Genomic DNA, 24,182 nt, shown 5'->3' on the forward strand with positions numbered 1-24,182 from the left:
ACCCGGTGGAGAACCGTACATTTGCGACGCCGGGATCCGGCGCGTCCGGGGCGGCGGGGGTGTCCGTGGTGGAGCCGGAGCAGGGGCGCGCCACACCGCACTCACCGGGGCGGACGCTGCGGGCGAGGCGGCGGCGGCCGGCCGTGCTGGCGATGGCGGTGGCGCTGATAGCCGCCGGTGGGCTGGGCGGCGCGGTGCTCTACAACAGCACCGGGCAGCGGGTCGCCGTGCTGGCGCTCGCCCGGGACGTGCCGTACGGGCAGGTGGTGACCGACGCCGACCTGGTGGTGGCGCGGATCGCGAGCGATCCGGCGCTCAAGCCGCTGGGGGCCGTCGACCGGAAGGACGCGGTCGGGATGCGGGCCGCCACGGACCTGAGGCGCGGCGCGCTGCTGCTGAAGGCGGACCTCGCACAGGCGCTGACGGTGCAGCCGGGGCAGCTGGTGGTCGGGGTCTCGGCCAAGCGCACCCAGCTGCCGGCCACCAGGCTCCAGCCGGGCGCGCAGATCGTCGTGGTCTTCACCCCGGACACCGGCCGTCCGGACTCGCTGGCCGCGGTGGTCACCACGATCGGGCGGGTGGACACCGACGGCAGCCAGGTGGTGGACGTGGCGGTGCCGGCGGCCGACGCCGCCCGGCTGGCCGCCTGGGTGGCGAGCGGGCGGATCCAGGTGGTGCTGGCGCCGCGCGGCGCGCCGTCGGGCGGCGCTCCCGGCACCCCCACGCCGTCGGGCACGGCCCCGTCGGGCACCGCCCCGGGGACGGCCGCCCCGTCCGCGTCGCAGTCCGGGGCGGGTGGGGCCTGAGATGGCCGTGATCGCGGTGGTCGGCGGCCCGGGGGCCCCGGGCGCGACCACGACGGCACTGGCGCTGCTGCTGGCCTGGCCGCTTCAGCCGGGGCGCCGGGTCCTGCTGGTGGAGTGCGACCCGGACGGCGGCGCGGTGCTCGCCGGCGCGCTGGAGGGCCGGGTCGAGGCCGTGTACGGGCTGCGCAACCTCGCCGTCGCGGACCGGCGCGGGCTGCTCGCCCAGGCGCTCTGGGAACAGCTGATCGACCTCTCGCCCGAGGGCGGCGCCGACCGGCTGCTGCTGCCCGGGCTGACCGACCCCACCCAGGCGCCCGGGCTCGCCTACACCTGGGAGCCGCTGACGGAGGTGCTGCACGGCCTCGAACAGCAGGGCTACGACGTGATCCTGGACCTCGGGCGCTCCGGTGCCACCGGGACCAGCGCCGTGCTGGCCCGGCGGGCCGACGTGGTGGTGGCCACCGTACGGACCACGCTGCGCGGGCTGAGCGCGGTCCGGCCCCGGCTGGCCGCGCTGGCCGAGGACCTGGCGACGGCCGGCACCGGGGCGGACGCCCTGGGGCTGCTGCTGGTCACCGAGGGGCCGTACTCGGGGGCGGAGGTGGCGCGCGAGTTCGGGCTGCCGGTGCTCGGGCAGCTGCCGCACGCGGTGCGCACCGCGCGGGTGCTGTCGGACGGCGGGGACATCACCGACCGGCGGTTCATCCGCTCGGAGCTGATGCGCACCGCCCGGTCGGCGGCCGACGAGGTGCAGCTGCTGGTGCGCCGCCGCCGGCAGCGGCTGGCGCCCTCGGCCGCGCCCGCGCAGGTCGCGGCGGCGCCGACGGCCGAGGGGGAGCCGTCCGGGTACCCGCCGCAGGCGGCCCAGCCACCGCAGCAGCCGTCCCCGTCGTCCCCGTCGTTCGGCCAGCCGCCGCAGCACGGCGCGCCGCCGGTGATCACCACCGGGCCGGTGGCGCCGCTCGCGGGGCTGGCGCCCCAGCCGGCCGCGCCGGCGCCGTTCCCGGCACACGTCCAGCCGCAACATGTCCAGCCACCGCAGCAGGCCCGGCCGCCGAAGCATGCCGCGCCCTCGCCGCACGTCCGACCGGAGCAGCACGTCCAGCCACAGCAGTACGTCCAGCCGCAGCAGTCGCCGGGCCCACCGCAGCAGTACGGGCAGCCGCAGTCCGTCCAGCCGCAGCCGTACGCGCAGCCCGCCCACCCCCAGCCCGCCCACCCGCAGCCGTACGCGCAGCCGCCCCAGCCCCACGGCCAGGCGCCGCAGCAGCAGCCGCACGTCACCTACGGGGAGGTGCTCCGTGCGCGGTAGCCCCCTGCATCAGCACCCGGCGGCCGACCCGGCCGCGCTGCCCTGGGCGGCGCCCCAGCCGGTGCCCCAGGCCGGTCCGGTCGCCCCCGGCCCGGTCGCACCCGGTCCGGTCCGGCCCGGGCCGATCGCGCCCGGAGCGCCCCAGCCGCCGCACGGGGGCGGGTACCCGGGCGCCCACCAGGGCGGCGCCGCGACGCCCACCGCCGTCCCCTCCCAGCTGCCCGCGCTCGACCGGCGCGGCGCCGGCACCCGGCCGGCCGTCGACCCGCAGGTGGCGCGCGAGCTCAAGCGCCAGGTGGCGGCCGAACTGCACCAGCAGATCACCCGGCTGACCACCACCTCCGGTGCCGAGCCGGACCGCGCCACCCGCCGCCAGCGCGGCCGGGCGCTGATCGAGGAGGCCGTCGCCCGCTGGTCCGACGCCTACGCGCAGACCCACGGCATCCCGCCGACCCGGGAGCAGGACCGCGCCCTCGCCGAGGCCGTCTTCGACCTGCTCTTCCGGGCCGGCCGGCTCCAGCCCTACCTGGACGACCCGGACATCGAGAACATCCTGATCAACGGCTGCGACGACGTCTGGGTCTCCCGGGTGCACCAACCCCTGCGCCAGGTACCGCCGGTGGCCGACAGCGACGCCGAACTCGTCGAACTGCTCCAGGACCTCGCCCGGCAGCACGGCGGCGGCGAGCGCAGCCTCTCGACCGCCAGCCCGACGCTCGCGCTGCGGCTGGAGGGCGGCATGCGCCTCCAGGCGCTCACCGAGGTGACGCCGCGCCCGTACGTGGCGATCCGCCGTCACCGGGTGGCCTCGGCGACGCTCACCGAGATGGTCCAGCTCGGCACCCTGGACTCCACCCTGGCCGCCTTCCTGGGCTCGGCGATCCGGGCCAGGAAGAACGTGATGATCACCGGCACCCAGGGCGTCGGCAAGACCAGCCTGCTGCGTGCGATGGCCGCCGAGATCCCGCCGGACGAACGGATCGGCACCCTGGAGTCGGAGTTCGAGCTCTGGCTGCACACCCTCGGCCATCTGCGCCAGGTCGTCCCGATGGAGGCCCGCGAGGGCAACGGCGAGCGCGTCGAGGGCCGGATGGCGGGCGAGCTGACGATCGGCGACCTCATCCCGGCCGCGCTGCGGATGACCCTCTCCCGGATCATCGTCGGCGAGGTCCGCTCCGGCGAGGTCGTCCCGATGCTGCGCGTGATGACCAACGGCGAGGGCGGCTCGATGTGCACCCTGCACGCGCGCGGCCCGCACATGGTGGTCGACCGGATCGCCGAACTCTGCCTGGAGTACGGCTCGCACATGACCGACATGCTCGCCTACCGCCTCACCGCCAACGCCGTGGACCTCATCGTGCACGTCGCGATGGTCGACGAGACGGCCGTCGGCGGCCGCCGCCACCGCTTCGTCTCGCACGTCATGGAGGTCACCGGCCTCGGCGAGAGCGGCCGGCCCGCGCTGAACACGGTGTTCGGCCCGCGCCCCGACCTGGGCGAGCCGCGCGCCGTCCCGCACACCCCGCCGAACTGCCTGGACGACCTGCGCCGGGCCGGCTTCGACGCCTCGCTGCTCGGCTCCCGGTACGGGAGCTGGACCGCGCCGCTCCAGCTGCGGATCGGCGGTGGCGCGCGATGATGCTGCTCTTCGCCCTGTGCGGACTGCTGGTCGCCACCGGCCTGGTCGCCCTGGTGGCCTGGGCCCGCGGCAGCGCGGGGACCGGCGAGGAGGGGGACGGCGACCGCACGCCGGCCAACCCGCTGGCCGGCCGCGCCCACGTCTTCTGGTACGGCGCCCCCGGCACCGCCCCCGCCCGGGTGGCGCGGCTGCGCCGGGTCCAGCTGCCGCTGGCACTGATCGGCGCGGCCCTGGCCTGGCTGTTCACCGGCATCCCGCTGACCGCGCTGCTGGTGCCGCTGGCCGTCTTCGGGCTGCCCTGGCTGTTCGACACCACCCGACCCGACACCCACCGGATCGAACGGCTGGAGGCGCTCTCCGAGTGGACCCAGCGCATCGCGGACGTGCTGCTGCTCGGCGTCGGCCTCAACCAGGCCATCGTCACCAGCCGCCGGACCGCCCCGGCCGCGCTGGAGGAGGAGGTGGGTGAGCTGGCCGCCCGGTTGCAGGCCCGCTGGCGGCCCGAGGAGGCGCTGCGCGCCTTCGCCGACAGCATCGCCGACGCCACCGCGGACAAGGTGCTCGCCGCCCTGCTGCTGCGGGCCGGGGACAGCGGTCCCGGCCTCGCCCGGGCCCTCTCCGACATGGCCGACTCGGTCCGCGAGGAGGTCCGCCAGCGCCGCGTCATCGAGGCCGACCGGGCCAAGCACCGCACCACCATCCGCTGGCTGGTCGGCATCATCGTGCTGGTCGTCACCCTCGGCTCGTTCAACACCGACTACACCAGGCCGTACAGCTCCCTGCTGGGGCAGGTGGTGCTCGGCGTGGTGGCCGCGCTGTTCGTGGCGGTGATCGCCTGGATGCGCGCGCTCGCCTCGCACCCGCCGGTGCCCCGGCTGCTGGAGGCCGACCGGCGCAGCCGGGCCGGCCGGCGGTCCGGACCGGGCGCGGAACAGACCGACGCCACCGACGGCGAACGACACCTCGGGGAGGTGCGGTGATCTCCCCCTGGTCCGTGCTGGCCGGCGCGATCGCGGCCGGCGGCGTCGCCCTGCTGGTGTCCGAACTCCGCCCCGCCCCGCCCGACCTGGGCCAGGCGCTGGACCGGCTGCACCGCACCCCCGCCGACCGGGTGCCCGACCCGGACGAGCGGCCGCGCTGGTTCGACCGGATCGGCGAGCGCTCGATCGGCCTGCGCGGCGTGCGGATCCCGCAGCGCGAGCTGTCGCTGATCGGCCGCGCCCCCGCCCGGTTCATGGCGCACAAGCTGCTCTTCGCCCTGATCGGCCTGGTCCTCCCGGCCTATCTGGCGGCGATGGCGGTGCTGCTGGACATGGGCCTGCCGTTCGCCCTGCCGCTGCTGCTCGGGCCGCTGCTGGCCGGGCTGCTCTGGTTCGTCCCGGACGCCATCGTGCGCGGCGAGGCCAAGGAGGCGCGGACCGAGTACCTGCACGGCATCGCCGCCTACCTGGAGCTCGTCGCGCTCGAACGGGCCGCCGACTGCGGGCCCGCCGAGGCGCTGCGCCGGGCCGCCTCGGTCGGGCGCGGCCCGGTCTTCCGCCGGATCCGGGAGGCCCTGGACCGGGCCGCCACCGACCGGCTGCCGCCCTGGGCCGGCCTGGACGCGCTCGCCGTCGAGCTCGGGCTGACCCCGCTGCAGGACGTCGCGGACATCATGCGGATCTCCGGCACCGACGGCGCCGCCGTCTACGACACGCTGCGGGCCCGGGCCAAGGGCCTGCGCGGCGAACTGCTCGCCGAGGACCTGGCCCGCGCCAACGCCGACAGTGAGCGGATGGTCGCTCCCGGGGCCGCGCTGACCCTGCTGATGACCGTCCTGATCGTCTTCCCCGCGCTGCACCAGATGCTCAACTGAGATCAGTACACAGGCAGTTGTGATCAGCAGTCACCACACCACACCCCGGGAGTCCCGATGAACGTCCAACTGAAGAACCTGGCAGGCCGGTTGATCCGGCCGGCCCTGCTACCCGTCCAGTTCGCCCTGCTGCTCTTCCACTTCCGGGTGGGCCGGCTGCGCGCCGCCCGGGCCCGTGGCGACCGCGGTGCCATCAGCATCGAACTCGCCCTGGCGATCATCGCGTTGGTCTTCGTCGCCGGGGCCGTCGCGGTGGCCCTGTACGCGCTGAAGGACAAGGTCGTGAACAAGGTCAAGGAGGACCCGAACCTGCCGGGCGCGGGCGCGGGAGGTGCGACCGGGTGATTCGCCGACCCCGTCGCCGCACCGACCGCGGGGCGATGAGCCTGAGCCTGGCCATCGTCTTCCCCGTGGTGCTCCTGCTCGTCCTGATCGTCGTCCAGGGCTCGATGTGGTGGTACAACCGCCAACTCGCGCTCACCGCCGCCCGCGAGGGTGTGGACGCCGGCCGGGTGCAGGGGAACGCGAGCGACGCGGTGAAGGACGCCGCGGCGAGGCGGCAGGCCGAGGACTTCCTCGGCCGGCAGGGCGAGCGCGACTACCGCGTGAGCACGGACGGGAGTACGCCGGTGCTGATCAGGGTCACCGTCGAAGTGACGCCGCCGATCCTGATACCCGGCGTCACTCCGCCGACCATCACCCAGCACGCCGAGGCGCCACGCGAGCGGTTCGTCCCCCCGAAGGCGGCGCCGTGAGGCGATCGGCCCGGTGGTGGCGGACCACCCGCGCGCGGCGGTCGGCCCGCGGGCGGGACGGCGGCGGGGTGGCGATCGAGGCGGCGATCGTCGCCCCGGGCGTCGTCGGCCTGATCCTGGTGGCCATCGCCGCCGGCCGGGTGCAGACCACGGCCGGCACGGTGGAGGCGGCGGCCCGCTCGGCGGCCCGGACGGTCTCGATGGCGCGCGGCGTGGAGAGCACGAGGGACCTGGCCCGGACGACGGCCGTGGACACCCTGCGCCAGCAGGGCGTCGACTGCCGCGGCCTGGACGTCCAGGCCACGGACGGCCAGATCGAGGTCCGGGGCAGGGCGATCAGGACCGTCAAGGTGACGGTGCGCTGCGACGTCGGCCTGGACGACCTGCTGTTCGGGCCGAGGATGCCGCTGACGAAGCACCTCGTCGGGGAGTTCACCTCCGTCCTCGACCGGTACCGCGGCGAGTGACCGGGAGTGGGCCCGGGCGGGGCCCGACGGGATACCCCCGCCGGGGATTGGTGACAGCCCGGGGATTGGGAACGGCCCGCGCGGGGGAGACGCAAGCGGAGAGCGCCCGGGGGATGACGGTACGAAGCGGAACGGTTCCCGAGGGAGCCGGTGGGGAGACGAACGTGCGGGAGGGGGCGTGATGGTGCGCACACCCGTGGGAGACGGCCCGGCTGGCCGGGGTGCCCCGGGCGGGCGGGACGGCCTGCGTGGCCCGGGTGACTCGGGTGTCCCGCGTGGCCGGGGCTTCCTGCGTGCCCTGGGTGCCCGGCGCGGCCGGTCGGACCAGGGTGCGATCGCGATCTTCGTGGCGATCTGCGCCGCGTTCCTGGTCCTGGTGATCGCCCTGGTCATCGACGCAGGTGGCCGGCTGCGGGTCGCCGAACGGACCGACGGCTACGCCCAGGAGGCCGCCCGGGTGGGCGGCCAGCAGCTCGACGAGGCCGCCGTGCTCCAGGGCGAGGGGTACCGGGTCAAGCAGGAGTACGTCAAAGAGGCCGCCAACAGCTACCTCGGCCTGTACGGCCTCGCCGTCCACAACGTCGAGTTCTCCGGCGACGGTTCGGTCGTCACCATCACGGTGCAGGCGGACTACCGGCCGGCCCTGCTGGGCGAACTCGGCAAACAGAAGGTGACGGGCAAGGGCAGTGCGACCCTCGTCCACGGAGTCGAGAAAGCGGAGACCGACTGATGGCCGCGCCACGTGCCAAGGACCAAGCCCGAGCCGGACGTTCGGCCCGTGGCGGGCCAGCCTCCCCGGCGCCCGGCCGCCGGCCGGCGCCGCTGCCGCCCCGCCGCGGCCGCGGTGGATCCGTACTCACCGCGCTCGCCGCGCTGGTCGCCCTGCTCGGCCTGCTGGTCGGCGTCCCCGCCTTGCTGCTCTACGGCACCCAGGCGGTGGCCGCGATGGGCGAGGTCGCGCCGGACGGCCTCGGCCAGGCGCTGACCAGCCCGGACGACGGGCGGCTCTTCCTCTGGCTGCTGGTCGCGATCGGCTGGCTGGGGTGGCTCTGCTTCGCGCTCTCCGTCCTGCTGGAGATCCCGGCCCAGCTGCGCGGCCGGATCGCCCGGCGGATCCCGGCGTTCGGCTGGAGCCAGCGGGTCGCGGCCGGGCTGGTCGGTTCGGTGATCGCCCTGCTGCCGGTCGCCGGTTCGGCCTTCGCCGCCGCCCCCGACCGGGCCCCGGCCGCCTCGGCCCCGGCCCAGTTGACCGCCGGCGTGCAGCGGGCCGCGCTGACCGCCGCGCAGGCGGCGCCCGCGCTGACGCCCGCCGCCGAGCAGAACCCCACCTACACCGTGCGCGACAGCCGCCCGGCCGACAGCCTCTGGTCCATCGCCGAGCGTCAACTCGGCTCGGGGGAGCGCTGGGTGGAGATCGCCAAGCTCAACGACGGCCGGGTGATGGACGGTTCGGGAATCCGCTTCGACGCGGACCGGCCGATCCAGCCCGGCTGGGAGCTGCTGATGCCGGGCGACGCCAAGGCCCCGGCACCGGCGCCCGCCCCGGCCCCCGCGCCGCCGGCTCCGACCGCACCGCAGTCCGGGACCACCGGCGCCGGGCACGCCACGGTGACGGTCGCCGCCGGGGACAGTCTGTCGGGCATCGCGCAGCGGGAGCTGGGCGACGCCGAGGCCTGGCCGCAGCTGTTCGAGGCGAACAAGGGCGCCCAGGCGCCGGACGGCGAGCGGCTGACGGACCCGGACGTGGTGGTGCCGGGGATGGTGCTGACCGTCCCGGGGGCGGCCACGCCTGCTCCCGCGCCCGCACCCGCTCCGGCCCCGGCTCCCGCCGACCAGGCTCCGGCCCCCGCGCCGTCCGCCCCCGCCACCCAGGCGCCCGCCCCGGCCCCCGCGCCCGCGACGCAGGCCCCCGGCCAGGCACCGGGCCAGGCCCCCGCCGCCCACGCCGAGGACGCCACGAGCGACGACTACACCGTCGCCCTCGCCGCCTCCACCGTCGGCGTCCTGCTCGCCGCCGTCATGGTCGGTGCCGTCGCCCGCAAGCGCGGCGCCCAGCTGCGCGCCCGCCGTCCCCGGCACCGCATCGCCATGCCCGCCGCCCCGGCCGCCGCCTTCGAGGCCGAGCTCAAGGCCCGCCAGGACGACAGCGGCCTCGACCTGCTCGACCGCGCCCTGCGCACCATGGCCCGCAACACCGTGCGCGGCGGCAAGCGGCTGCCCGCCATCGTCGCCGCCCGGATCACCGCGGGCCGCACGGTCGAGCTGCACCTCGCCGGCCCGGCCGCCCCGATCGCCCCGTTCCGCGCCGCCCACACGCCCAACATCTGGTGGTGCGCCGCCGACTCCGGCGAACTGCTCTCGCCCGCCCAGGCCCGCAAGACCGCCGCGCCCTACCCGGCCCTGGTCACCCTCGGCTCCTCGCCGGACGGTTCGGTGGTCCTCGCCGACCTGGAGACCGTCCGGCTGCTCCACCTGTCCGGCCACCCGGACGACGCCCGGGACGTGCTGCGCACCCTCGCCATCGAGCTGGCCCACAGCCCGCTCGCCGACCGCCTCCACCTGCACCTGGTGGACCTCGTCGAGGAACTGCCGATCAGCGGCCCGGCCGCCGAGCGCGTCCACCGCCACCCCACCCTGGAGGCCGCCCTCACCGCGCTCGGCCCGCGCACCGCCAAGGCCCGCGCCACGCTGGTCGCCGCCGAGGCCGCCAGCCCCCGGGACGCGCGCAGCCGCGGCCAGGCCGACGAGTCCTGGGTCCCGGAGATCGTGCTCTGCGCCCAGCAGCCCGGTGGCGAGATCCCGGCCGAACTCGGCCGCCTGCTCGACGCCCGCCCCCGGACGTGCGTCGCCGTGGTCACCCGCGCGCCCGAGCGCGGCACCGGCCCGGTCGCCCGCTGGACCCTGCCCTCCACCGGCCAGGCCACCATCCCCGGGCTGCACCTCACCCTGGAGCTCCAGCGCCTGACCACCCGGCAGTACGAGCAGGTCTCCGAACTGCTCAGGGCCGCCGACGACACCACCCAGCACCCCGCCCCCGCCTGGACCCTGGACGGCCCCGGCACCGACCTCGAACCGGCCGAACTCCCCTCCGGGGTACCGGTGCTGGCCGCCGTCGGCGCGCGCACGGAGACCTCCGGCGAGGTGGACGGCGGCACCGAGGCGGCCGGTCCGCGGCTGATCGCCCGGGTCATCGGCACCGGCGCCAGCCCCTTCGCGGGCACCGACCCGGCCGCGCCCGCCGCGCCGGGGGCCCGCTACATCGTCAACGGCCTCGGCCGGCGGGCCGGCACCCCCGCCGTGCCGCCCGCCCGGACGGGCGACGCCGGGCCGGACGCGGGACCGGCCGCCGGGTTCGACGTCGGGCCGGATGCCGAGCCGGACATCGACGAGACCACGCAGAACCTCCGACTGCCCGCCGCCGTCGAGGCGGTCGTCCCGGTGGCCTCGGTGCCGTCGGTGGCCCCGGTGTCGCCGGTCGAGCCCGTGGACCCCGCCCGGCCGGTGCCGCCGCAGCCGCCCGCCGAACCCCTGCCGACCCACGATCCCGCGCCCGCGCCCACCGGCACCGACCCGCGCGTCCCGGCCCGCCCGGAACCGTCCCCCGAACCGTCCCCCGCAGCCGCAGCCGAGCCCGAGCCTGCCACCGAGTCGGCTGCCGGTCCGGCCGCCGAGCCCGGTCCGGCCGCCGTCGCCCCGGTGGCCCGCACCTCCTCCGGCCGCTCCGACAGCGACGACCTGCTCGCCATCCTCCGCTCCCCGGAGGCGCACGCCGTCCGCACCGCCCCCCGGATCCGCCTCCTCGGCCCCGTCGACGTGGCGTGCACGAGCGGCACGGCCGACCCGACCGCCCTGCTGCGGCTCACCGAGCTCGCCGCCTACCTGGCGCTGCGCCCCGGCGCCGACCACGCCGCGCTCGACCACGACCTGCACCCCGGCGCGGCCCACCTCGACCCGCACCCCACCGTCGCCGACGCCAAGAGCCCGCTGCCCGGCAAACTCGCCGACCTGGCCGCCTGGTTCGGCAACTCGACCGAGGGGCGCGCCTTCCTGCCCATCGACACCACCGAGGGCTACGCCTTCGCCCCGACCGTCACCTGCGACTGGGACGAGTTCCGCAGCCTCTACCGCCGGGGTATGCGCAGCACCAGCGCCACGGCGGACGCGGCCCTCGCCCACGCCCTCGCCCTGGTCCGGGGAGCCCCGTTCGCCGAGGCCCCGCCCGCCGCGTACGGCTGGGCCGAGGCCGAGCGGCAGGACATGATCGCCGCGATCGTCGACACCGCCCACGAACTCGCCGCCCGCCGCCTCCAGTACGGCGACCACCGCAGCGCCGAGGCCGCCGTCTTCCGCGGCCTCGCCGTCGCCCCGGACGTCGAACTCCTGCACCGCGACCTGTTCTACGCCTACGCCTCCGCCGGCGCCCGCGACCAGCTCGTCCGCGCGGTCAACCGGCTCGACGCCCTCAGCCGCCGCACCGGCCGCGACCTCGACGCCGACACCGTCGCCCTCCTGCGCGACCTCCTCTCGGGCTCGTGACCACCGCCGTGCTCACGGAAACCCACGATTCCGTGAGCACGACGGGCGGGCCGAGCCGGGCGCCCGGTGCGCACGGCCCCGGATCTCCCGGGCCGATGGACAAGGCCCGGGTGCTCGGTCGGTTCAGGGGCCGACGTACTCGTCCACACCGCCGCCGGGGTGGCGCAGGACCGCGCGGTGGCCGTTGGGCGTGGGCTGGGCGGGCATCACCACGACGGCACCGGCCGCCACCCCCCCGCTCGACCGCGGCCGCCAGGGTGGCCGCCACGGCGGCGACCCGCTGGACCGCCTCCTCCGGTCCGCTGAACAGCAGGCTGATGTTCGCCGACGAGGGGGTGCTGGTCTCCCTGGAGCGGATCGCCCGGCACGCCGGGGTCGGCTCGGCGACGCTGCACCGCCACTTCCGGGGGCGCCGGGCACTGGCCGCGGCCGTCCTGGACGAGCAGGTCCGCGGCCTGTGTGCCCGGGCGGACCGGCTGTCGGCCGAACTCCCGCCGGGCCCGGCCCTGGAAGCCTGGCTGCTGGCCGTCGTCCGGCACAGCGGCACCTTCCGCGGGCTGGCCGTGCTCCTGTCGGAGGAGCTCGCCGAGCCCGGCGACCGGATCGAAGCACGACACGACCGGGTGCGCGCGACCGGTGCCGAACTCCTGCGCCGGGCCCAGCGGGCGGGTGCGGCAAGGGCGGACGTCACGGTCTCCGAACTGCTCGGCCTGGCCAACGCGATCGCGATCGCCACCGCCCACGGTCAGGACCGGGAGCGACAGGCCCGGCACCTGCTCGACCTCGTGGTCACCGGAGTGCGCCCCCGCGCGGCGACGCCTCCGCGCGCCTCCGACGGACGGACAGTCGGACCGGGTGTACCCGAAGGACCCTGACGGTCCGCCGACCGCCCACCCGGCCTGGCTCGGGTGAGCCGGGATCTCGTAGGGTGGCGGAAAACGGCGTGGTGGCAGGCACCACGGGGCAAGGGCATCAGACGCCGCTGAGCGGCGGGGTGGGCGGTGACCAGAGATGGCGGAAACGACAGCTGTCCCGGGAGGTCCCGATCCGCTGGCGGACGCGGGGCCCTGGGACGCCGTACCGCCCGGTGCGCCGCGCAACCCGTACGAGGAGCATCCACCCGGCCCCGCCGCCCTCTACGAACCCCCGGCGCCGGTCCCCGCCCCGCCGCCCGCGCCGCCCACCGGATGGACCGTCACCGGGATGCCCGCCGTGGTCCCACCGCCCTCGGCGACGCCGCCGCCGGTCGGCCTGCCCGGCGCCACCCCCGCCCACGGCGTGGTCGGCCTGGCCGGCGCCAACGGCTTCGGCACCGCGCCGCGCGGGCGGATCCTGGTGGTCGAAGGCGGCTACGGCACCTCCGGCCGCCGCACCTGGGGCCGCGGCGGGCCCGCGCAGGCGCCCGTGCTGTCCGCGATGCTCGCCGCCGTGCAACCGCAGGTGCTGCTCGCGGCGGACGCCGTGGACGCCGTCCACCTCCCCGGCGCCAGCGACCCGCACACCGTGCTGGCCCACCTGCGCGCCGCCGCCCGCCACCCCGGACCGCTGCTCGTCCATCTCGGCGGCCACCTGCTCGCCGACAAGCGCGGCGGTCAGCTCCACCTCACCCTGCGCGACTCCAAGCCCGGCAGCGTCCGGCAGGACGGCCTCGCCTGGCAGTCCATCGCCGCCGAGCTGCGCCACCGCCCGGCGGAGTGGCAGACCCTCGTCATCGCCGACCTGAGCGCGGACCAGCAGGCCTGGCCGTTCCTCCAGGGCACCGTCTCGCCGCTCGCCGACGGCCTCCCGCTCTGGGCGGTGGTCAGCCCGGACCCGGAGCAGATCGGTACCTTCACCCGCGCCCTGATCGAGGCGCTGCACGGCGGCCGCCCCGGCGCCGATGCCGTCCTGGCGCCCGAACAGCTGCGCCAGCAGGTGTACTCGGTGCTCCGCCCGGACGTCGTCATCCTGGCCACCCACGCGCCCGACCGCCCGATCTTCCGCAACACCGCCCGCCGCGCCGACGGCCCCCTGCCGGACGCCGTCCCGTACGACGGCCCGGGCCCGGCCGCCGTCCTGCCCCGCCCGGCCGCCCCGCACGACACCCCCGAGCCGCGGCCGCCCGTCACCCTGGACAAGCCCGCCGCGGCCGCGTTCGCGCCGGGCGCCGCCGCGGGTACGCCGGTGGCCGTGTCCGTGGTGGCCCCGATGGCCCCGGTGGCTGTCGTGCCGGCCGCAGCCGGGGCCGGGACGCCGCCCGAGGGGCCGGTGAACCTGCTGAAGGCCCACATCGCCCCCACCCCTCCGCGGCCGGCCCGGCCCGTCAGCCTGCTGAAGCCGTACGCCTGGCAGCCGTCGGCCCCGGTCGGGGTGACGCTGGACAAGGCGCTCCCGGCGGATGCGGTGCCTTCGGACGACGTGCCTTCGGACCCGCTGCCGTCGGCGGCCGAACCGTCGGACGCCGTGCCCGCCGACGCCGTGCCCGCCGAGGCCGCGCCGCCGACCGCCCCGGAACCGGCCGGCGCCGTGCCGGCCGTCGAGCCCGCTGCCGAGGTGCCGGCCGACGGCCGGCCCGGTGACGCCGGACCGGCCGGGGTCACGCCGGTGGACGCCGAGCCCGAGGACACCGTGCCCGCGCCCGATCACGAGCCTCAGCCCGAGCCCCGGCTCGCCCCCGCACCCCGCGCCGACTACCGCGAGGTGATCGGCCGGATCGTCCGCAGCGCCGACGCGGGGGAGCACGCCGCCGCCACCGATCTCGCCCTCGCCCTCGAACTGGAGGCGACCGCCGAGCACGGCGCCGTCTCCGCGCCCGTGCTCCAGGTGCGGCAGGTCCGGGCGCATGTGTGCCGGCTCGCCGGGAAGACGGCCGAGGCGGCGGACATCTACCGCGAGGTGGCCCTGACGCTGCTCCGCTCCCAGGGCCCGGACCACCCGGAGACCCAGCAGGCGGCCACCAACGCCGAGGCCTGCTGGCGGGCGATCCAGGACCGGGCGGAGGCCATCCGGATCGCCCCCGGGATCATCGAGCTCCGCGCCTGCCTGCCGGGCCCGGACGGCCGCAAGCTCCGCGCGGCCGAACGCCACCTGGCCCAGCTCGCCGCGGCCGACCGCGTCTGAGGGGCCGGCGCCCCCGAACCGGCCCGCCCCGGACATGACGACGGAGTGGGAAGTCGGCCGGCCGACTTCCCACTCCGTCCTGTCAAGAGCCGGTCGAGCGGTTACCGCCCGGCGATCGCGTGGACGAACTTCGCCCCGTCGATGGTGCCGAGGCCGCTGGCGAGGTCGTAGCCCTTCGCGGCCTGGTAGCCCGTCACGGTGTCCCAGGAGTTGTCGCCCGTGGTCACGTCGACCAGGCCGCTCCACTGCTGCGGGAGCAGGTCGAGGCCGTAGAGGCGCCAGTTGAGCTGGCCGAGGCGGTGCCCGGCGAGCTGGTCGGCGAGGGCGACGACGCCGGAGAAGATCGGGGTCGCCTCGCTGGTGCCGCCGGTGAGGTGCCAGCCGACCGAGGTCGGGTCGTACGACTCGTACGTCCAGGCGCCGCCGTCCACGGCCGCGCTCATGCTGATGTCGGGGGTGCCGCGGTGGTTGCCGGTGACGTTGGCGACGCCGGCCTGGTACAAGGGGCGCTCGAAGATGCCGGAGACCCCGCCACCGCCCGCGCCGTACTTGTCGTGCCAGACCTTGTCGGGCGCGGTCCGCTTGCCGGCGTCGTCCAGGCTGAGCTGGGTGCCGCCGATCGAGGTGACCAGCGGGTCGGAGGACGGCCAGGAGTTGACCCGGTACGGGTAGAGGTCGGTGCCGTTCTCCTGGGCGTCGGTCGCGCCGTTGTCGCCGGAGGCGGCGAGCACGGTGACGTCGCGGGCGGCGGCCTCCTTGAAGGCGTAGCGCAGGTCGGTCAGGGGCTTGAAGTCGCCCTTGTCGTAGCCGGGGAAGGTGTTCTCGGTGGCGCCGAAGCTCTGCGAGATCACGTCGGCCCGGCCGGACTTGATGAGGGCCCGCTCGGCGTCCATCATCTCGGGCAGACCGGTCGTTCCCTCGGTCTCGGCGACGCCGGTCTCCACCAGGACGATGTGCGCGTCGGGGGCGATGGCGTGGGCGTACTCGACGTCCAGGGTGGTCTCGCCGGCCCAGCCGGTGTGGTCGGGGTTGGTGGGGTCGAAGACCGGGACGTTGCCCCACTTGACCACCTCGACCTGGGTGTCCGGGATGCCCCACTGCTTGTCGAAGACCTCCAGGTCGTGCTGGATGGTCGGCGAGCCGAAGGAGTCGACGATGACGATGGTGCGGCCCTTGCCGGTGACACCCTCCTGGTACAGCGGGTCCAGGTTGTAGGCGGTCCGGTACTGGAGCGGGGAGTAGCAGTGGATGCCGATCTGGCTGACGCACTGCGAGGTGGACAGCGGGGCCGGCCGCCCGACGGCGCTGGTGTGGCCGCTGGAGGCGGGGCGGACGTGGACGCCGGACGCCGGGTGCGCGGAGGCGGGGGACGCGGCGGAGGCGGCGCCGAGCGCCGGCACGGAGACACTGGCGGCCGTGAGGGCGGTGGCCCCGGCGGCGAACAGGGCCAGGGCGCGGCGGAGGGTGGCGGGGCTGCCCATGGGACTCCTTGGGACGCAGGGCCCGACCTGGTCCGGTCGGGTCGGTCCGGCCATCCCATCGAGAGCCGCATGATCATGCCATAGTCATTTGGAACCGTCGGCATGGTCATGCCTGACCACGGGAAAAGGTAAAGGCCGTCCCAGGTGAAGGTAACCCGGCACCGGGGACGGCATGCTGATGAAACGTCAGATCATCTCACCGGGCTCCACCATTGACGTACAGAGTCTGCCCGCTGACGTACGAGGCGTCCTCGCTCGCCAGGAAGGCCACCACCGAGGCGACCTCCTCGGGGCGCCCGACCCGCCGCAGCGGCGTCCGGGCGGAGGCGTCCGCCTGGTGCTCCTCCGCGGTGGCGCCGACCCGTTCGGCCGTGGCGGCCGTCATGGGGGTGGCGATGTAGCCGGGGGCGACGGCGTTGACGTTGATGTTGAACGGGCCCAGCTCGATCGCCAGGGTGGCGGTCAGCCCCTGGATCCCGGCCTTGGCGGCGGCGTAGTTGGCCTGGCCCCGGTTGCCGAGGGCCGAGCGCGAGCTGAGCGAGACGATCTTGCCGTACTTCTGCGCCACCATGTAGGTCTGGGCGACGTGGCAGCAGTTGTAGGCGCTGGTCAGGTTGACCGTCAGCACCGCGTCCCAGTCGGCCTTGGGCATCCTGAAGAACAGGTTGTCCCGGGTGATCCCGGCGTTGTTCACCAGGATGTGCACCCCGCCGAGGTCCCGGGCGATCTCGGCGAAGACGGCCTCCACCGCCTCGTAGTCGGCTACGTCGCAGCCGTACGCCCGCGCGGTGCCGCCCTTGGCGGTGATCTCCCCGGCCGTCCCGGCGGCCCGCTCGGCGCTCAGGTCGACCACGGCCACGGCCGCGCCCTCCTCCGCCAGCAGCCGCGCGGTGGCCGCGCCGATGCCCTGCGCCGCACCGGTGACGACGGCGACCCTGCCTGCGAAACGAGTCACAGCAACTCCCTCAAGAGACGTTCTCGACGAGGACGGCGGTGCCCTGACCGACGCCCACACACATGGTGGCCAACCCGCGCCCGGCGCCGGTGCGGCGCATCCGGTGCAGCAGGGTGGTGAGGATGCGGGCGCCGGAGCCGCCCAGCGGGTGGCCGAGCGCGATCGCCCCGCCGGTCGGGTTGACCAGTTCCGGGTCGAGGCCCAGCTGGTCGGTGCCGGCCAGCACCTGGGCGGCGAACGCCTCGTTGAGCTCGGCCTCCTCCAGCGAGTCGATCGACCAGCCGGCCCGCCCGAGCGCCTTCCGGGTGGCCGGCACCGGGCCGATGCCCATCACGTCCGGGTGCACCCCGGCCGAGGCGCCCGCGACGTACCGGCCGAGCGGCCGGAGGCCCAGCCCGGCCAGGGCCTCCTCGCTGACCAGCACCAGCCCGGCCGCGCCGTCGTTCATCGGCGAGGCGTTGCCCGCCGTCACCGTGCCGCCCGGGCGGAAGGCCGGCTTCAGCCGGGCCAGCTTCTCCAGACTGGTGTCCTCGCGGATGCCCTCGTCCTGGTGGACCGTCACCCCGTCCGGGCGTTCGACCGGGATCAGCTCGGCGTCGAAGTGTCCGTCCTTGCGGGCGGCGGCGGCCCGCTGGTGGCTGCGCAGCGCGAAGGCGTCCTGGCGCTCCCGGCCGATGCCGTGGCGGACGGCGACCTCCTCGGCCGTCTCGCCCATGCTGAGCACGCCGTGCAGGTCGGCCATCCGGGGGTTGGTGAGCCGCCAGCCGAGCCGGGTGTCGTAGGTCTCGATCCGGTGCGGCAGCGCCTCGTCGGGGCGGGGGAGGACGAAGGGCGCTCGGGTCATCGACTCGCAGCCGCCGGCCAGCACCACGTCGGCCTCGCCGGAGCCGATCGCCCGGGCGGCCATGGTGACGGCCTCCAGGCCGGAGGCGCAGAGCCGGTTGACGGTGGCGCCGGGCACGGTGTCGGGGAGGCCGGCCAGCAGGACGGCCATCCGCGCGGCGTTGCGGTTGTCCTCGCCGGCCTGGTTGGCGGCGCCCCAGTAGACGTCGTCGATCCGGGCCGGGTCGAGGGTGGGTACGTCGGCGAGCAGGGCGCGCAGCACGGTGGCCGAGAGGTCGTCGGGGCGGACCGTGGCGAGCGCTCCGCGCAGCCGGCCGATGGGTGTGCGGCGGGCTGCGGCGAAGTAGACAGGACGCACGTCGTCGGGCTCCTTATCGTTTTGTCGATATCGCTTTGTCGATCATGGTGTCGATCTCGATCTCGATCGCGGTGTCGGTCGCGGTGTCGGTGCGGCGGGGGTTCTCCCCGGGCGGGGGGTTCTCCCCGGCTCAGAAGGCGTTGACGCCGGTGAGCGCCCGCCCGATGAGCAGCTTGTGGATCTGGCTGGTGCCCTCGTAGAGGGTCATCACCCGCGCGTCGCGCAGGTACCGGCCGACGGGGTACTCGTCGGTGAAGCCGTAGCCGCCGAACACCTGGAGCGCGTTGTTGGCGGCCCGGACGGCGGCCTCGCTCGCGTAGAGCTTGGCGACGGAGGACTCGGTGGCGAACGGCAGGCCGCGGTCGATGTGGTCGGCGGCCTTCCAGGTGAGCAGCCGGGCGGCCTCGACGTCCACCGCGATGTCGGAGAGCAGCTCCTGCACCAGCTGGTGCGCGGCGATCGGCCGGCCGAACTGCTCGCGCTCGCCCGCGTACCGGACGGCGGCCTCCAGGCAGGCCCGGGCGATGCCGACGCAGCCGGCCGCGACGGACATCCGGCCCTTGGCGAGGGCGGCCATCGCCACGGTGAAGCCCTTGCCCTCGGGGCCGAGCCGGGCGCTGTCGGGCACGCGGACGGCATCGAGGGCGAGTTCCGCGGTGGCCTGGCCGCGCAGGCCGAGCTTGCCGTGGATCTCGGTGCGGGCGAAGCCGGGCAGGCCGGTCGGGACGAGGAAGGCGGTGATGCCGCGGTGGCCGGCCTCCCCGGTGCGGGCGAAGAGCAGGGCGACGTCCGCCCACGTCCCGTTGGTGATGAACGTCTTGGCGCCGGTGATCAGCCAGTCCCCGCCGTCCCGGACGGCCCGGGTGGTGAGGGCGGCGGCGTCGGAGCCGGTGCCGGGCTCGGTGAGCGCGAAGCAGCCGAGCGCCTCGCCGGAGGTGAGCCGGGGCAGCCAGTGCCGTTTCTGCTCCGTGCTGCCGTAGGCCTCGACCGACTTGGCGACCAGGCCGAGCGAGACCGAGACGATCCCGCGCACGGCGGAGTCGCCCCGGCCCAGCTCCTCCAGGACCAGGCAGTAGGCGAGGTGGTCGCCGCCGCTGCCGCCGTGCTCCTCGGGGAGGGTGAGGCCGAGGAAGCCGAGCCTCCCCAGCTTGCCGACGATCGCGCGGTCCACGGACTCGGCGCGGTCCCACGCGGCGGCGTACGGCGCGATCTCGCGGTCGGTGAAGGCCGCCGCCAGGTCGCGGACGGCGGCCTGCTCCTCGGACAGCTCCAGATTCATCGCGGCCTCGTTAAACTAGCGCTGCAAGTTTTACCGGGACTGTAACGCCGACCGGGCCGCGCTGGGAAGAGGCGCCTGCCAGAATCGGTCCCCACCCCACTCGACCGGAGGAACCGCGACGATGGCCCGCCCGCGCACCCCCCTGCTCAGCCGCGAGCGCATCGTCACCGCCGCTCTGCTGCTCATCGACACCGAGGGCCTGGACGCGCTCTCCACCCGCCGCCTCGCCACCGAGCTGTCGGTCAGCGGGCCGTCCCTCTACAACCACGTCGCCACCAAGGACGACCTGCTGGACGCGGTGGTGGACAGCGTGATGGGCGAGGTCGACCTGTCGATGTTCACCGCCGGGGTGCCCTGGCCCGCCGCCCTGCGCGACTGGGCCCGCTCCTACCGGGCCGCCCTCGCCGCGCACCCCAACATCGTCCCGGTGCTCGCCCAGGGCCCCGGGCGCCGGCCGAACGCGCTGCGGCTGGCCGACGCCGTCTTCGGCTGCCTGGTCGAGGCGGGCTGGCCGCGTGGGCAGGCCACCCGGATCGGCGCGCTGATGCGGTACTTCGTCACCGGCTCGGCGCTGGCCTCCTTCGCGGCCGGTTTTCCCGAGGACGCCGGGCTGTACGACGCGGCCGACTACCCGCACCTGGGCGAGGCCCACCGGCTCGCGGAGCACCGGGGGGCGGTCGACGAGGGCGCCTTCGAGACCGGGCTGGAGGCGCTCCTCGACGGCCTCGCCCTACGCTACGAACGGACCGTCCGGCAGGGGCGCCCGGACCACCCGGACCACCCGGGCCACCCGGACCAGCCGGACCAGCCGGAGCACCCGGATCACCAGGGCTCGCGGGCCACGAAGGCCGGCCGCAGCGAGGGGTCCACCGGGTCGTAGTACCGGTGGTAGACGGGGGTGAGCCCACCGGAGACCGGGGGCACGATCCAGCTCCAGTCGGCGGGGGTGGGCCGCCCCAGCCGCTGCTCCTGGGCGATGTGCCGCAGGAACCGCTCCGACTCGGTGTGGTGGTCGGCGATGGTCACCCCGGCCTCCTGGAACGAGTGCAGCACCGCGATGTTGAGCTCCACCAGCGCCCGGTCGCGCCAGAGGGTGCGCGCGCTGGAGGTGTCCAGGCCGAGCCGGCCGGCGACCGTCGCCAGCATGTCGTACCGGTCGGCGTCGGCCAGGTCGCGGGCGCCGATCTCGGTGCCCATGTACCAGCCGTTGAACGGCGCGGTGGGGTAGCGGACGCCCCCGATCTCCAGCGTCATGTCGCTGATCGCGGGCACCGCGTACCAGCGCAGGCCGAGCTCCGCGAACCAGGCGTGGTCGGGGTGGGTGAGCCGGACCTCCAGCGTGGTGTCGTCCGGCAGTCCGTACCAGCGGGGCCGGGCGCCGGGCCGCTCCTGGACCAGCAGCGGCAGCACCTCGAACCGCTCCCCGCCGCACTTCCAGCCGAGGTCCCGGGCGCGGGCGGTCAGCTGGGCGCCGGCCGGGTCCCCGATCCAGCCGCCGTCCCCGGCCGGGTGGCCGGCGTAGCGGACCAGCTGCTGGTTGAGGACGCGGGCGGCCGGCCGGCCGGGCCGGTCGGGGGCGAACACCGAGATCACCGGGCGGATCCGGCCGCCGTTGCCGGCCAGCCGCAGGTGCTCGAAGCACTCGGTGGCGATGTCGTCGGCGGAGGACAGCTGCCGCAGGTCGCGCACCACCAGGCTGCGCCAGTACAGCCGGCCGATGCAGCGGGCCGCGTTGCGCCAGGCGAGCCGGGCGCCGTAGGTGAGTTCGGCGGACGTCTGCCGGTAGGTCCCGGTGCGGTCGATCTCGTCGAGGACGGCCCGGACCCGCGCGGCCGGGTCACCGGTGCCGGGCTGCTCGCGGTGGAACTGCCGGACGAAGGCGGCGGCCTGGCCGGGGTCGGTGAAGTGCCCCGCCCGGGGCGGGGGTTCGGGAACGAGCGGCGGCCCGGGCACGGGGTGCGCATGGGCGAACGGGCAGCCGTCGGCCGGGGCCGTCACGGGTCTGCGGGTACGGAGCCGGTTGAAGATCAAGGACACATCCCTCCTGCCGGACAGGAGTACCGGAGGTGTGCGGCCCACCGCAGGGAGTGAACGATTCGGCCCCGCACCCGGGCGATTGGCGATAGGGTTTGGGCCGGTCCGACTGTCGGATCAGCCCATGTCCTCCAGTCGGATGCCCTTGGTCTCCTTCACGAACCGCGCCACGAAGAGGACGGACAACGCGGCGAAGGCCGCGTACACCAGGTAGGTCGCCGAGAGGTTCCAGCGCGAGAGCGACGGGAACGACACGGTGATCGCCCAGTTGGCGATCCACTGCGCGGAGGCGGCGACGGAGAGCGCGGCGGCCCGGATCCGGTTCGGGAACATCTCGCCGAGCATCACCCAGACGACCACACCCCAGGACATCGCGAAGAACAGCACGAAGGCGTTGGCGGCGATCAGCGCGACGGTGCCCTGGAGGTCGGGGAGGGTGACGTTGTCGCCGCTGCCGGTGGCGGCGGAGAACGCCCAGCCGCAGGCGCCGAGCGCGAGGGCCATCCCGGCGGAGCCGATCAGGGCGAGCGGCTTGCGGCCGATCCGGTCCACCAGCAGGATCGCGACCACGGTGCCCAGGATGTTGATGACCGAGCCGATGAAGCTGATCAGCAGCGAGTTGCTCTGGTCGATGCCGACCGACTGCCAGAGGATCGACGAGTAGTAGAAGATCACGTTGATGCCGACCAGCTGCTGGAAGACCGAGAGGCCGATGCCGACCCAGACGATCGGCAGCAGGCCGAACCGGCCGCCCAGCAGGTCGCGGAAGCGCGGCCGGTGGTCGGAGTCGATCAGTGCCCTGATCTCGGCGATCCGGGCCCCGGTGTCGGAGCCCTCGCCCTCGACCTCGGCGAGTACGGCGCGGGCCTCGTCCAGCCGGCCGGCCGAGATCAGATAGCGGGGGGACTCGGGGATGGTCGAGGCGAGCACGAAGTAGACGGCGGCCGGCACGACGCAGATGCCGAGCATCCACTGCCAGGCCTCCAGGCCGAGCAGGTGGCCGCGGGTCTCACCGCCGGCGGCGTTCGCCAGCATCCAGTTGACCAGCTGGGATATCGCGATGCCGAGCACGATCGCGGCCTGCTGGAAGGAGGCCAGCCGGCCCCGGTACCTGGTCGGCGCGACCTCGGCGATGTAGGTCGGGGCGATCACCGAGGCGATGCCGATGGCCGCCCCGCCGAGGACCCGCCAGCAGGCGAGGTCCCAGGCCGAGAACGGCAGCATCGAGCCGACGGCGCTCACCGCGAAGAGCAGCGCGCCCGCCTTCATCACCGTGATCCGGCCGTACCGGTCGGCGAACCGCCCGGCCAGCGCGGCGCCCACGGCGGAGCCGAGCAGTGCCGAGGAGACGATCAGACCGGTCACGCCGTCGCCGACGCCGAACTTCTCCTGGATGCCGGAGACGGCGCCGTTGATCACGGAGCTGTCGTAGCCGAACAGGAACCCGCCGAGGGCCGCGACGGCGGTGATGAAGACGACGAAGCCGAGGCGGCCGGAGGACGCGGTCTCCGTCCCCGAGGGCCCGGCGGGCCTCGGAGACGGAGACCCGGCGGACTCCAAGGGCTGCTTGGTGACGCTCACGATCTTGACTCCTGGTACTCAACGCTGAGTTCGGTAGCCGAGATCGTAACCCCTCAATGTTCAAGTGTTGTACATCGGGAAGCTCAGATTTTGCTCTGAGTATTAGTAAAGTGAACGATCAAACTCGGCCGGGTAAGGGCAGGCGGGGTGCGGGCGGCCGGGGTGCGGGCAGATCAGGCCGGGGTGGCCAGCGACAGCCCGAACCGGCCCTCGTCGTCCGTCCACCAGTGGTCCAGCCGCAGCCCGGCCGCGGCCAGTTCCTCGGTGACCCGCTCCCGGCGGAACTTGGCCGAGACCTCGGTCCGCAGCTCCTCGCCCCGGTCGAAGTGGACCGGCAGGTTCAGGGCCGGGATCTTCACGGTCTGCGCGCGCAGTGAGCGCAGCCGCATCTCGATCCACTCCTGCCCGGCGTCCCAGACCGCCACGTGCTCGAAGGCGTCCGGGTCGAAGTCCGCCTCCAGCTCCCGGTTCAGCACGTTGAGCACATTGCGGTTGAACTCGGCGGTCACCCCGGCCGCGTCGTCGTAGGCGGCGACCAGCACCCGCGGGTCCTTGACCAGGTCGGTGCCGAGCAGCAGGAAGTCGCCGGGGTCGAGCGCGGCGCGCAGCCCGCGCAGGAAGGTCGCCCGTTCGGCGGGCAGCAGGTTGCCCAGGGTGCCGCCGAGGAAGGCGACCAGGCGGGGTCCGCCGTCCGGGGGCAGCCCGAGCCGGGCGGTGAAGTCGGCCAGTACGCCGTGCACGGCCAGCCCCGGGTACTCGGCCGCGAGCGCTTCGCCGGCCGAGGCCAGCGCGCTCTCGCTGACGTCCACCGGCACGTAGGTGTGCAGGGTGCCGAGGTCGCGCAGCGCGCTCAGCAGCAGCCTGGTCTTCTCGGAGGAGCCCGAGCCCAGTTCCACCAGGGTGCGGGCCCGGGTGGCCGCGGCGATCTCGCCGGCCCGGGCGGTCAGGATGGCCCGCTCGGCCCGGGTGGGGTAGTACTCCGGCAGCCGGGTGATCTCCTCGAACAGTTCGCTGCCCCGGGCGTCGTAGAACCACTTCGGCGGCAGCCATTTGGGCTCGGCGGTCAGGCCCCGCCGCACGTCGTGCCGCAGGGCGGTGCTGAAGTGGTCGGCGGGCAGCAGGCGGGTGAGATCAAATGTGCTCATGACAGGTCGATCCTCTATTCAAAAGGTGAAGGAGAGG

20 protein-coding genes are annotated in these 24,182 nt (G+C 75.3%); 13 read left to right on the forward strand and 7 right to left on the reverse strand.

Annotated features, from left to right (window positions below):
• The first annotated feature begins 68 nt into the window (after nucleotides 1-68).
• The 12 genes from AB0P06_RS09985 (at nucleotide 69) to AB0P06_RS10040 (ending at nucleotide 14,469) form a co-directional block, all read left to right on the forward strand.
• On the forward strand, nucleotides 69-806 hold the full coding sequence (locus AB0P06_RS09985) for an SAF domain-containing protein (protein ID WP_363606491.1): 738 nt from the start codon (nucleotides 69-71) through the stop codon (nucleotides 804-806).
• 1 nt (nucleotide 807) lies between these two features.
• Entirely contained in the window at nucleotides 808-2,118 is a 1,311-nt protein-coding gene (locus tag AB0P06_RS09990) for a hypothetical protein (RefSeq protein ID WP_363606493.1), read from the forward strand.
• Nucleotides 2,108-3,757 (forward strand): ATPase, T2SS/T4P/T4SS family, encoded by a 1,650-nt coding sequence (locus AB0P06_RS09995; protein ID WP_363606494.1) that lies wholly within the window; start codon nucleotides 2,108-2,110, stop codon nucleotides 3,755-3,757. The genes AB0P06_RS09990 and AB0P06_RS09995 overlap by 11 nt, the downstream gene beginning before the upstream one ends.
• Complete coding sequence (locus tag AB0P06_RS10000) at nucleotides 3,754-4,737, forward strand: type II secretion system F family protein (RefSeq protein ID WP_363606495.1); 984 nt, start codon at nucleotides 3,754-3,756, stop codon at nucleotides 4,735-4,737. The genes AB0P06_RS09995 and AB0P06_RS10000 overlap by 4 nt, the downstream gene beginning before the upstream one ends.
• Complete coding sequence (locus tag AB0P06_RS10005; protein WP_363606496.1) at nucleotides 4,734-5,612, forward strand: hypothetical protein; 879 nt, start codon at nucleotides 4,734-4,736, stop codon at nucleotides 5,610-5,612. The genes AB0P06_RS10000 and AB0P06_RS10005 overlap by 4 nt, the downstream gene beginning before the upstream one ends.
• Before the next feature lie 57 nt (nucleotides 5,613-5,669).
• Nucleotides 5,670-5,957, forward strand: a complete 288-nt coding sequence (locus AB0P06_RS10010; protein WP_363606498.1) for a hypothetical protein — start codon at nucleotides 5,670-5,672, stop codon at nucleotides 5,955-5,957.
• 35 nt (nucleotides 5,958-5,992) lie between these two features.
• Complete coding sequence (locus tag AB0P06_RS10015) at nucleotides 5,993-6,367, forward strand: TadE/TadG family type IV pilus assembly protein (protein WP_363606500.1); 375 nt, start codon at nucleotides 5,993-5,995, stop codon at nucleotides 6,365-6,367.
• Nucleotides 6,364-6,834: a TadE family protein gene (locus AB0P06_RS10020; protein ID WP_363606502.1), complete on the forward strand. Its 471-nt coding sequence runs from the start codon at nucleotides 6,364-6,366 to the stop codon at nucleotides 6,832-6,834. The genes AB0P06_RS10015 and AB0P06_RS10020 overlap by 4 nt, the downstream gene beginning before the upstream one ends.
• A 181-nt stretch (nucleotides 6,835-7,015) precedes the next feature.
• On the forward strand, nucleotides 7,016-7,564 hold the full coding sequence (locus tag AB0P06_RS10025) for a hypothetical protein (RefSeq protein WP_363606503.1): 549 nt from the start codon (nucleotides 7,016-7,018) through the stop codon (nucleotides 7,562-7,564).
• Nucleotides 7,564-11,370, forward strand: a complete 3,807-nt coding sequence (locus AB0P06_RS10030) for a LysM peptidoglycan-binding domain-containing protein (RefSeq protein WP_363606504.1) — start codon at nucleotides 7,564-7,566, stop codon at nucleotides 11,368-11,370. Before AB0P06_RS10025 ends, AB0P06_RS10030 begins: the two co-directional genes overlap by 1 nt.
• 257 nt (nucleotides 11,371-11,627) lie before the next feature.
• Nucleotides 11,628-12,245: a helix-turn-helix domain-containing protein gene (locus AB0P06_RS10035; RefSeq protein WP_363606505.1), complete on the forward strand. Its 618-nt coding sequence runs from the start codon at nucleotides 11,628-11,630 to the stop codon at nucleotides 12,243-12,245.
• Nucleotides 12,246-12,381: 136 nt separating this feature from the next.
• Entirely contained in the window at nucleotides 12,382-14,469 is a 2,088-nt protein-coding gene (locus AB0P06_RS10040) for a hypothetical protein (protein WP_363606506.1), read from the forward strand.
• A 101-nt stretch (nucleotides 14,470-14,570) separates the two neighbouring features.
• Here the strand turns inward: AB0P06_RS10040 and AB0P06_RS10045 are convergent, their stop codons facing one another.
• The 4 genes from AB0P06_RS10045 to AB0P06_RS10060 form a co-directional block, all read right to left on the reverse strand.
• Entirely contained in the window at nucleotides 14,571-15,950 is a 1,380-nt protein-coding gene (locus AB0P06_RS10045; protein ID WP_363606507.1) for a S53 family peptidase, read from the reverse strand.
• A gap of 196 nt (nucleotides 15,951-16,146) precedes the next feature.
• On the reverse strand, nucleotides 16,147-16,905 hold the full coding sequence (gene fabG, locus AB0P06_RS10050) for a 3-oxoacyl-ACP reductase FabG (RefSeq protein WP_363606508.1): 759 nt from the start codon (nucleotides 16,903-16,905) through the stop codon (nucleotides 16,147-16,149).
• A 10-nt stretch (nucleotides 16,906-16,915) separates the two neighbouring features.
• The gene (locus AB0P06_RS10055) at nucleotides 16,916-18,106 is read right to left on the reverse strand and encodes a thiolase family protein (protein WP_363606509.1); all 1,191 of its coding nucleotides are present in this window, start codon (nucleotides 18,104-18,106) and stop codon (nucleotides 16,916-16,918) included.
• Between the two features lie 130 nt (nucleotides 18,107-18,236).
• Nucleotides 18,237-19,385, reverse strand: coding sequence for an acyl-CoA dehydrogenase family protein (locus tag AB0P06_RS10060; protein WP_363606511.1), 1,149 nt, complete (start codon nucleotides 19,383-19,385; stop codon nucleotides 18,237-18,239).
• 121 nt (nucleotides 19,386-19,506) lie between these two features.
• Between AB0P06_RS10060 and AB0P06_RS10065 the strand changes: the two genes are divergently transcribed.
• Entirely contained in the window at nucleotides 19,507-20,265 is a 759-nt protein-coding gene (locus AB0P06_RS10065) for a TetR/AcrR family transcriptional regulator C-terminal domain-containing protein (RefSeq protein ID WP_363606512.1), read from the forward strand.
• Here AB0P06_RS10065 and AB0P06_RS10070 read toward each other — a convergent pair.
• The 3 genes from AB0P06_RS10070 to egtD all read right to left on the reverse strand — a co-directional run bounded on the left by AB0P06_RS10070 (nucleotide 20,208) and on the right by egtD (nucleotide 24,145).
• On the reverse strand, nucleotides 20,208-21,422 hold the full coding sequence (locus AB0P06_RS10070; RefSeq protein WP_363606513.1) for a nitric oxide synthase oxygenase: 1,215 nt from the start codon (nucleotides 21,420-21,422) through the stop codon (nucleotides 20,208-20,210). The genes AB0P06_RS10065 and AB0P06_RS10070 overlap by 58 nt on opposite strands.
• Before the next feature lie 114 nt (nucleotides 21,423-21,536).
• A complete protein-coding gene (locus AB0P06_RS10075; RefSeq protein WP_363606514.1) occupies nucleotides 21,537-23,000 on the reverse strand; it encodes a sugar porter family MFS transporter in 1,464 nt (487 codons plus the stop codon).
• Between the two features lie 173 nt (nucleotides 23,001-23,173).
• The gene (gene egtD, locus AB0P06_RS10080; RefSeq protein ID WP_363606515.1) at nucleotides 23,174-24,145 is read right to left on the reverse strand and encodes an L-histidine N(alpha)-methyltransferase; all 972 of its coding nucleotides are present in this window, start codon (nucleotides 24,143-24,145) and stop codon (nucleotides 23,174-23,176) included.
• Between the last annotated feature and the right edge of the window lie 37 nt (nucleotides 24,146-24,182).

Source organism: Kitasatospora sp. NPDC088351, from assembly GCF_040685575.1.
Taxonomy (GTDB): Bacteria; Actinomycetota; Actinomycetes; order Streptomycetales; family Streptomycetaceae; genus Kitasatospora.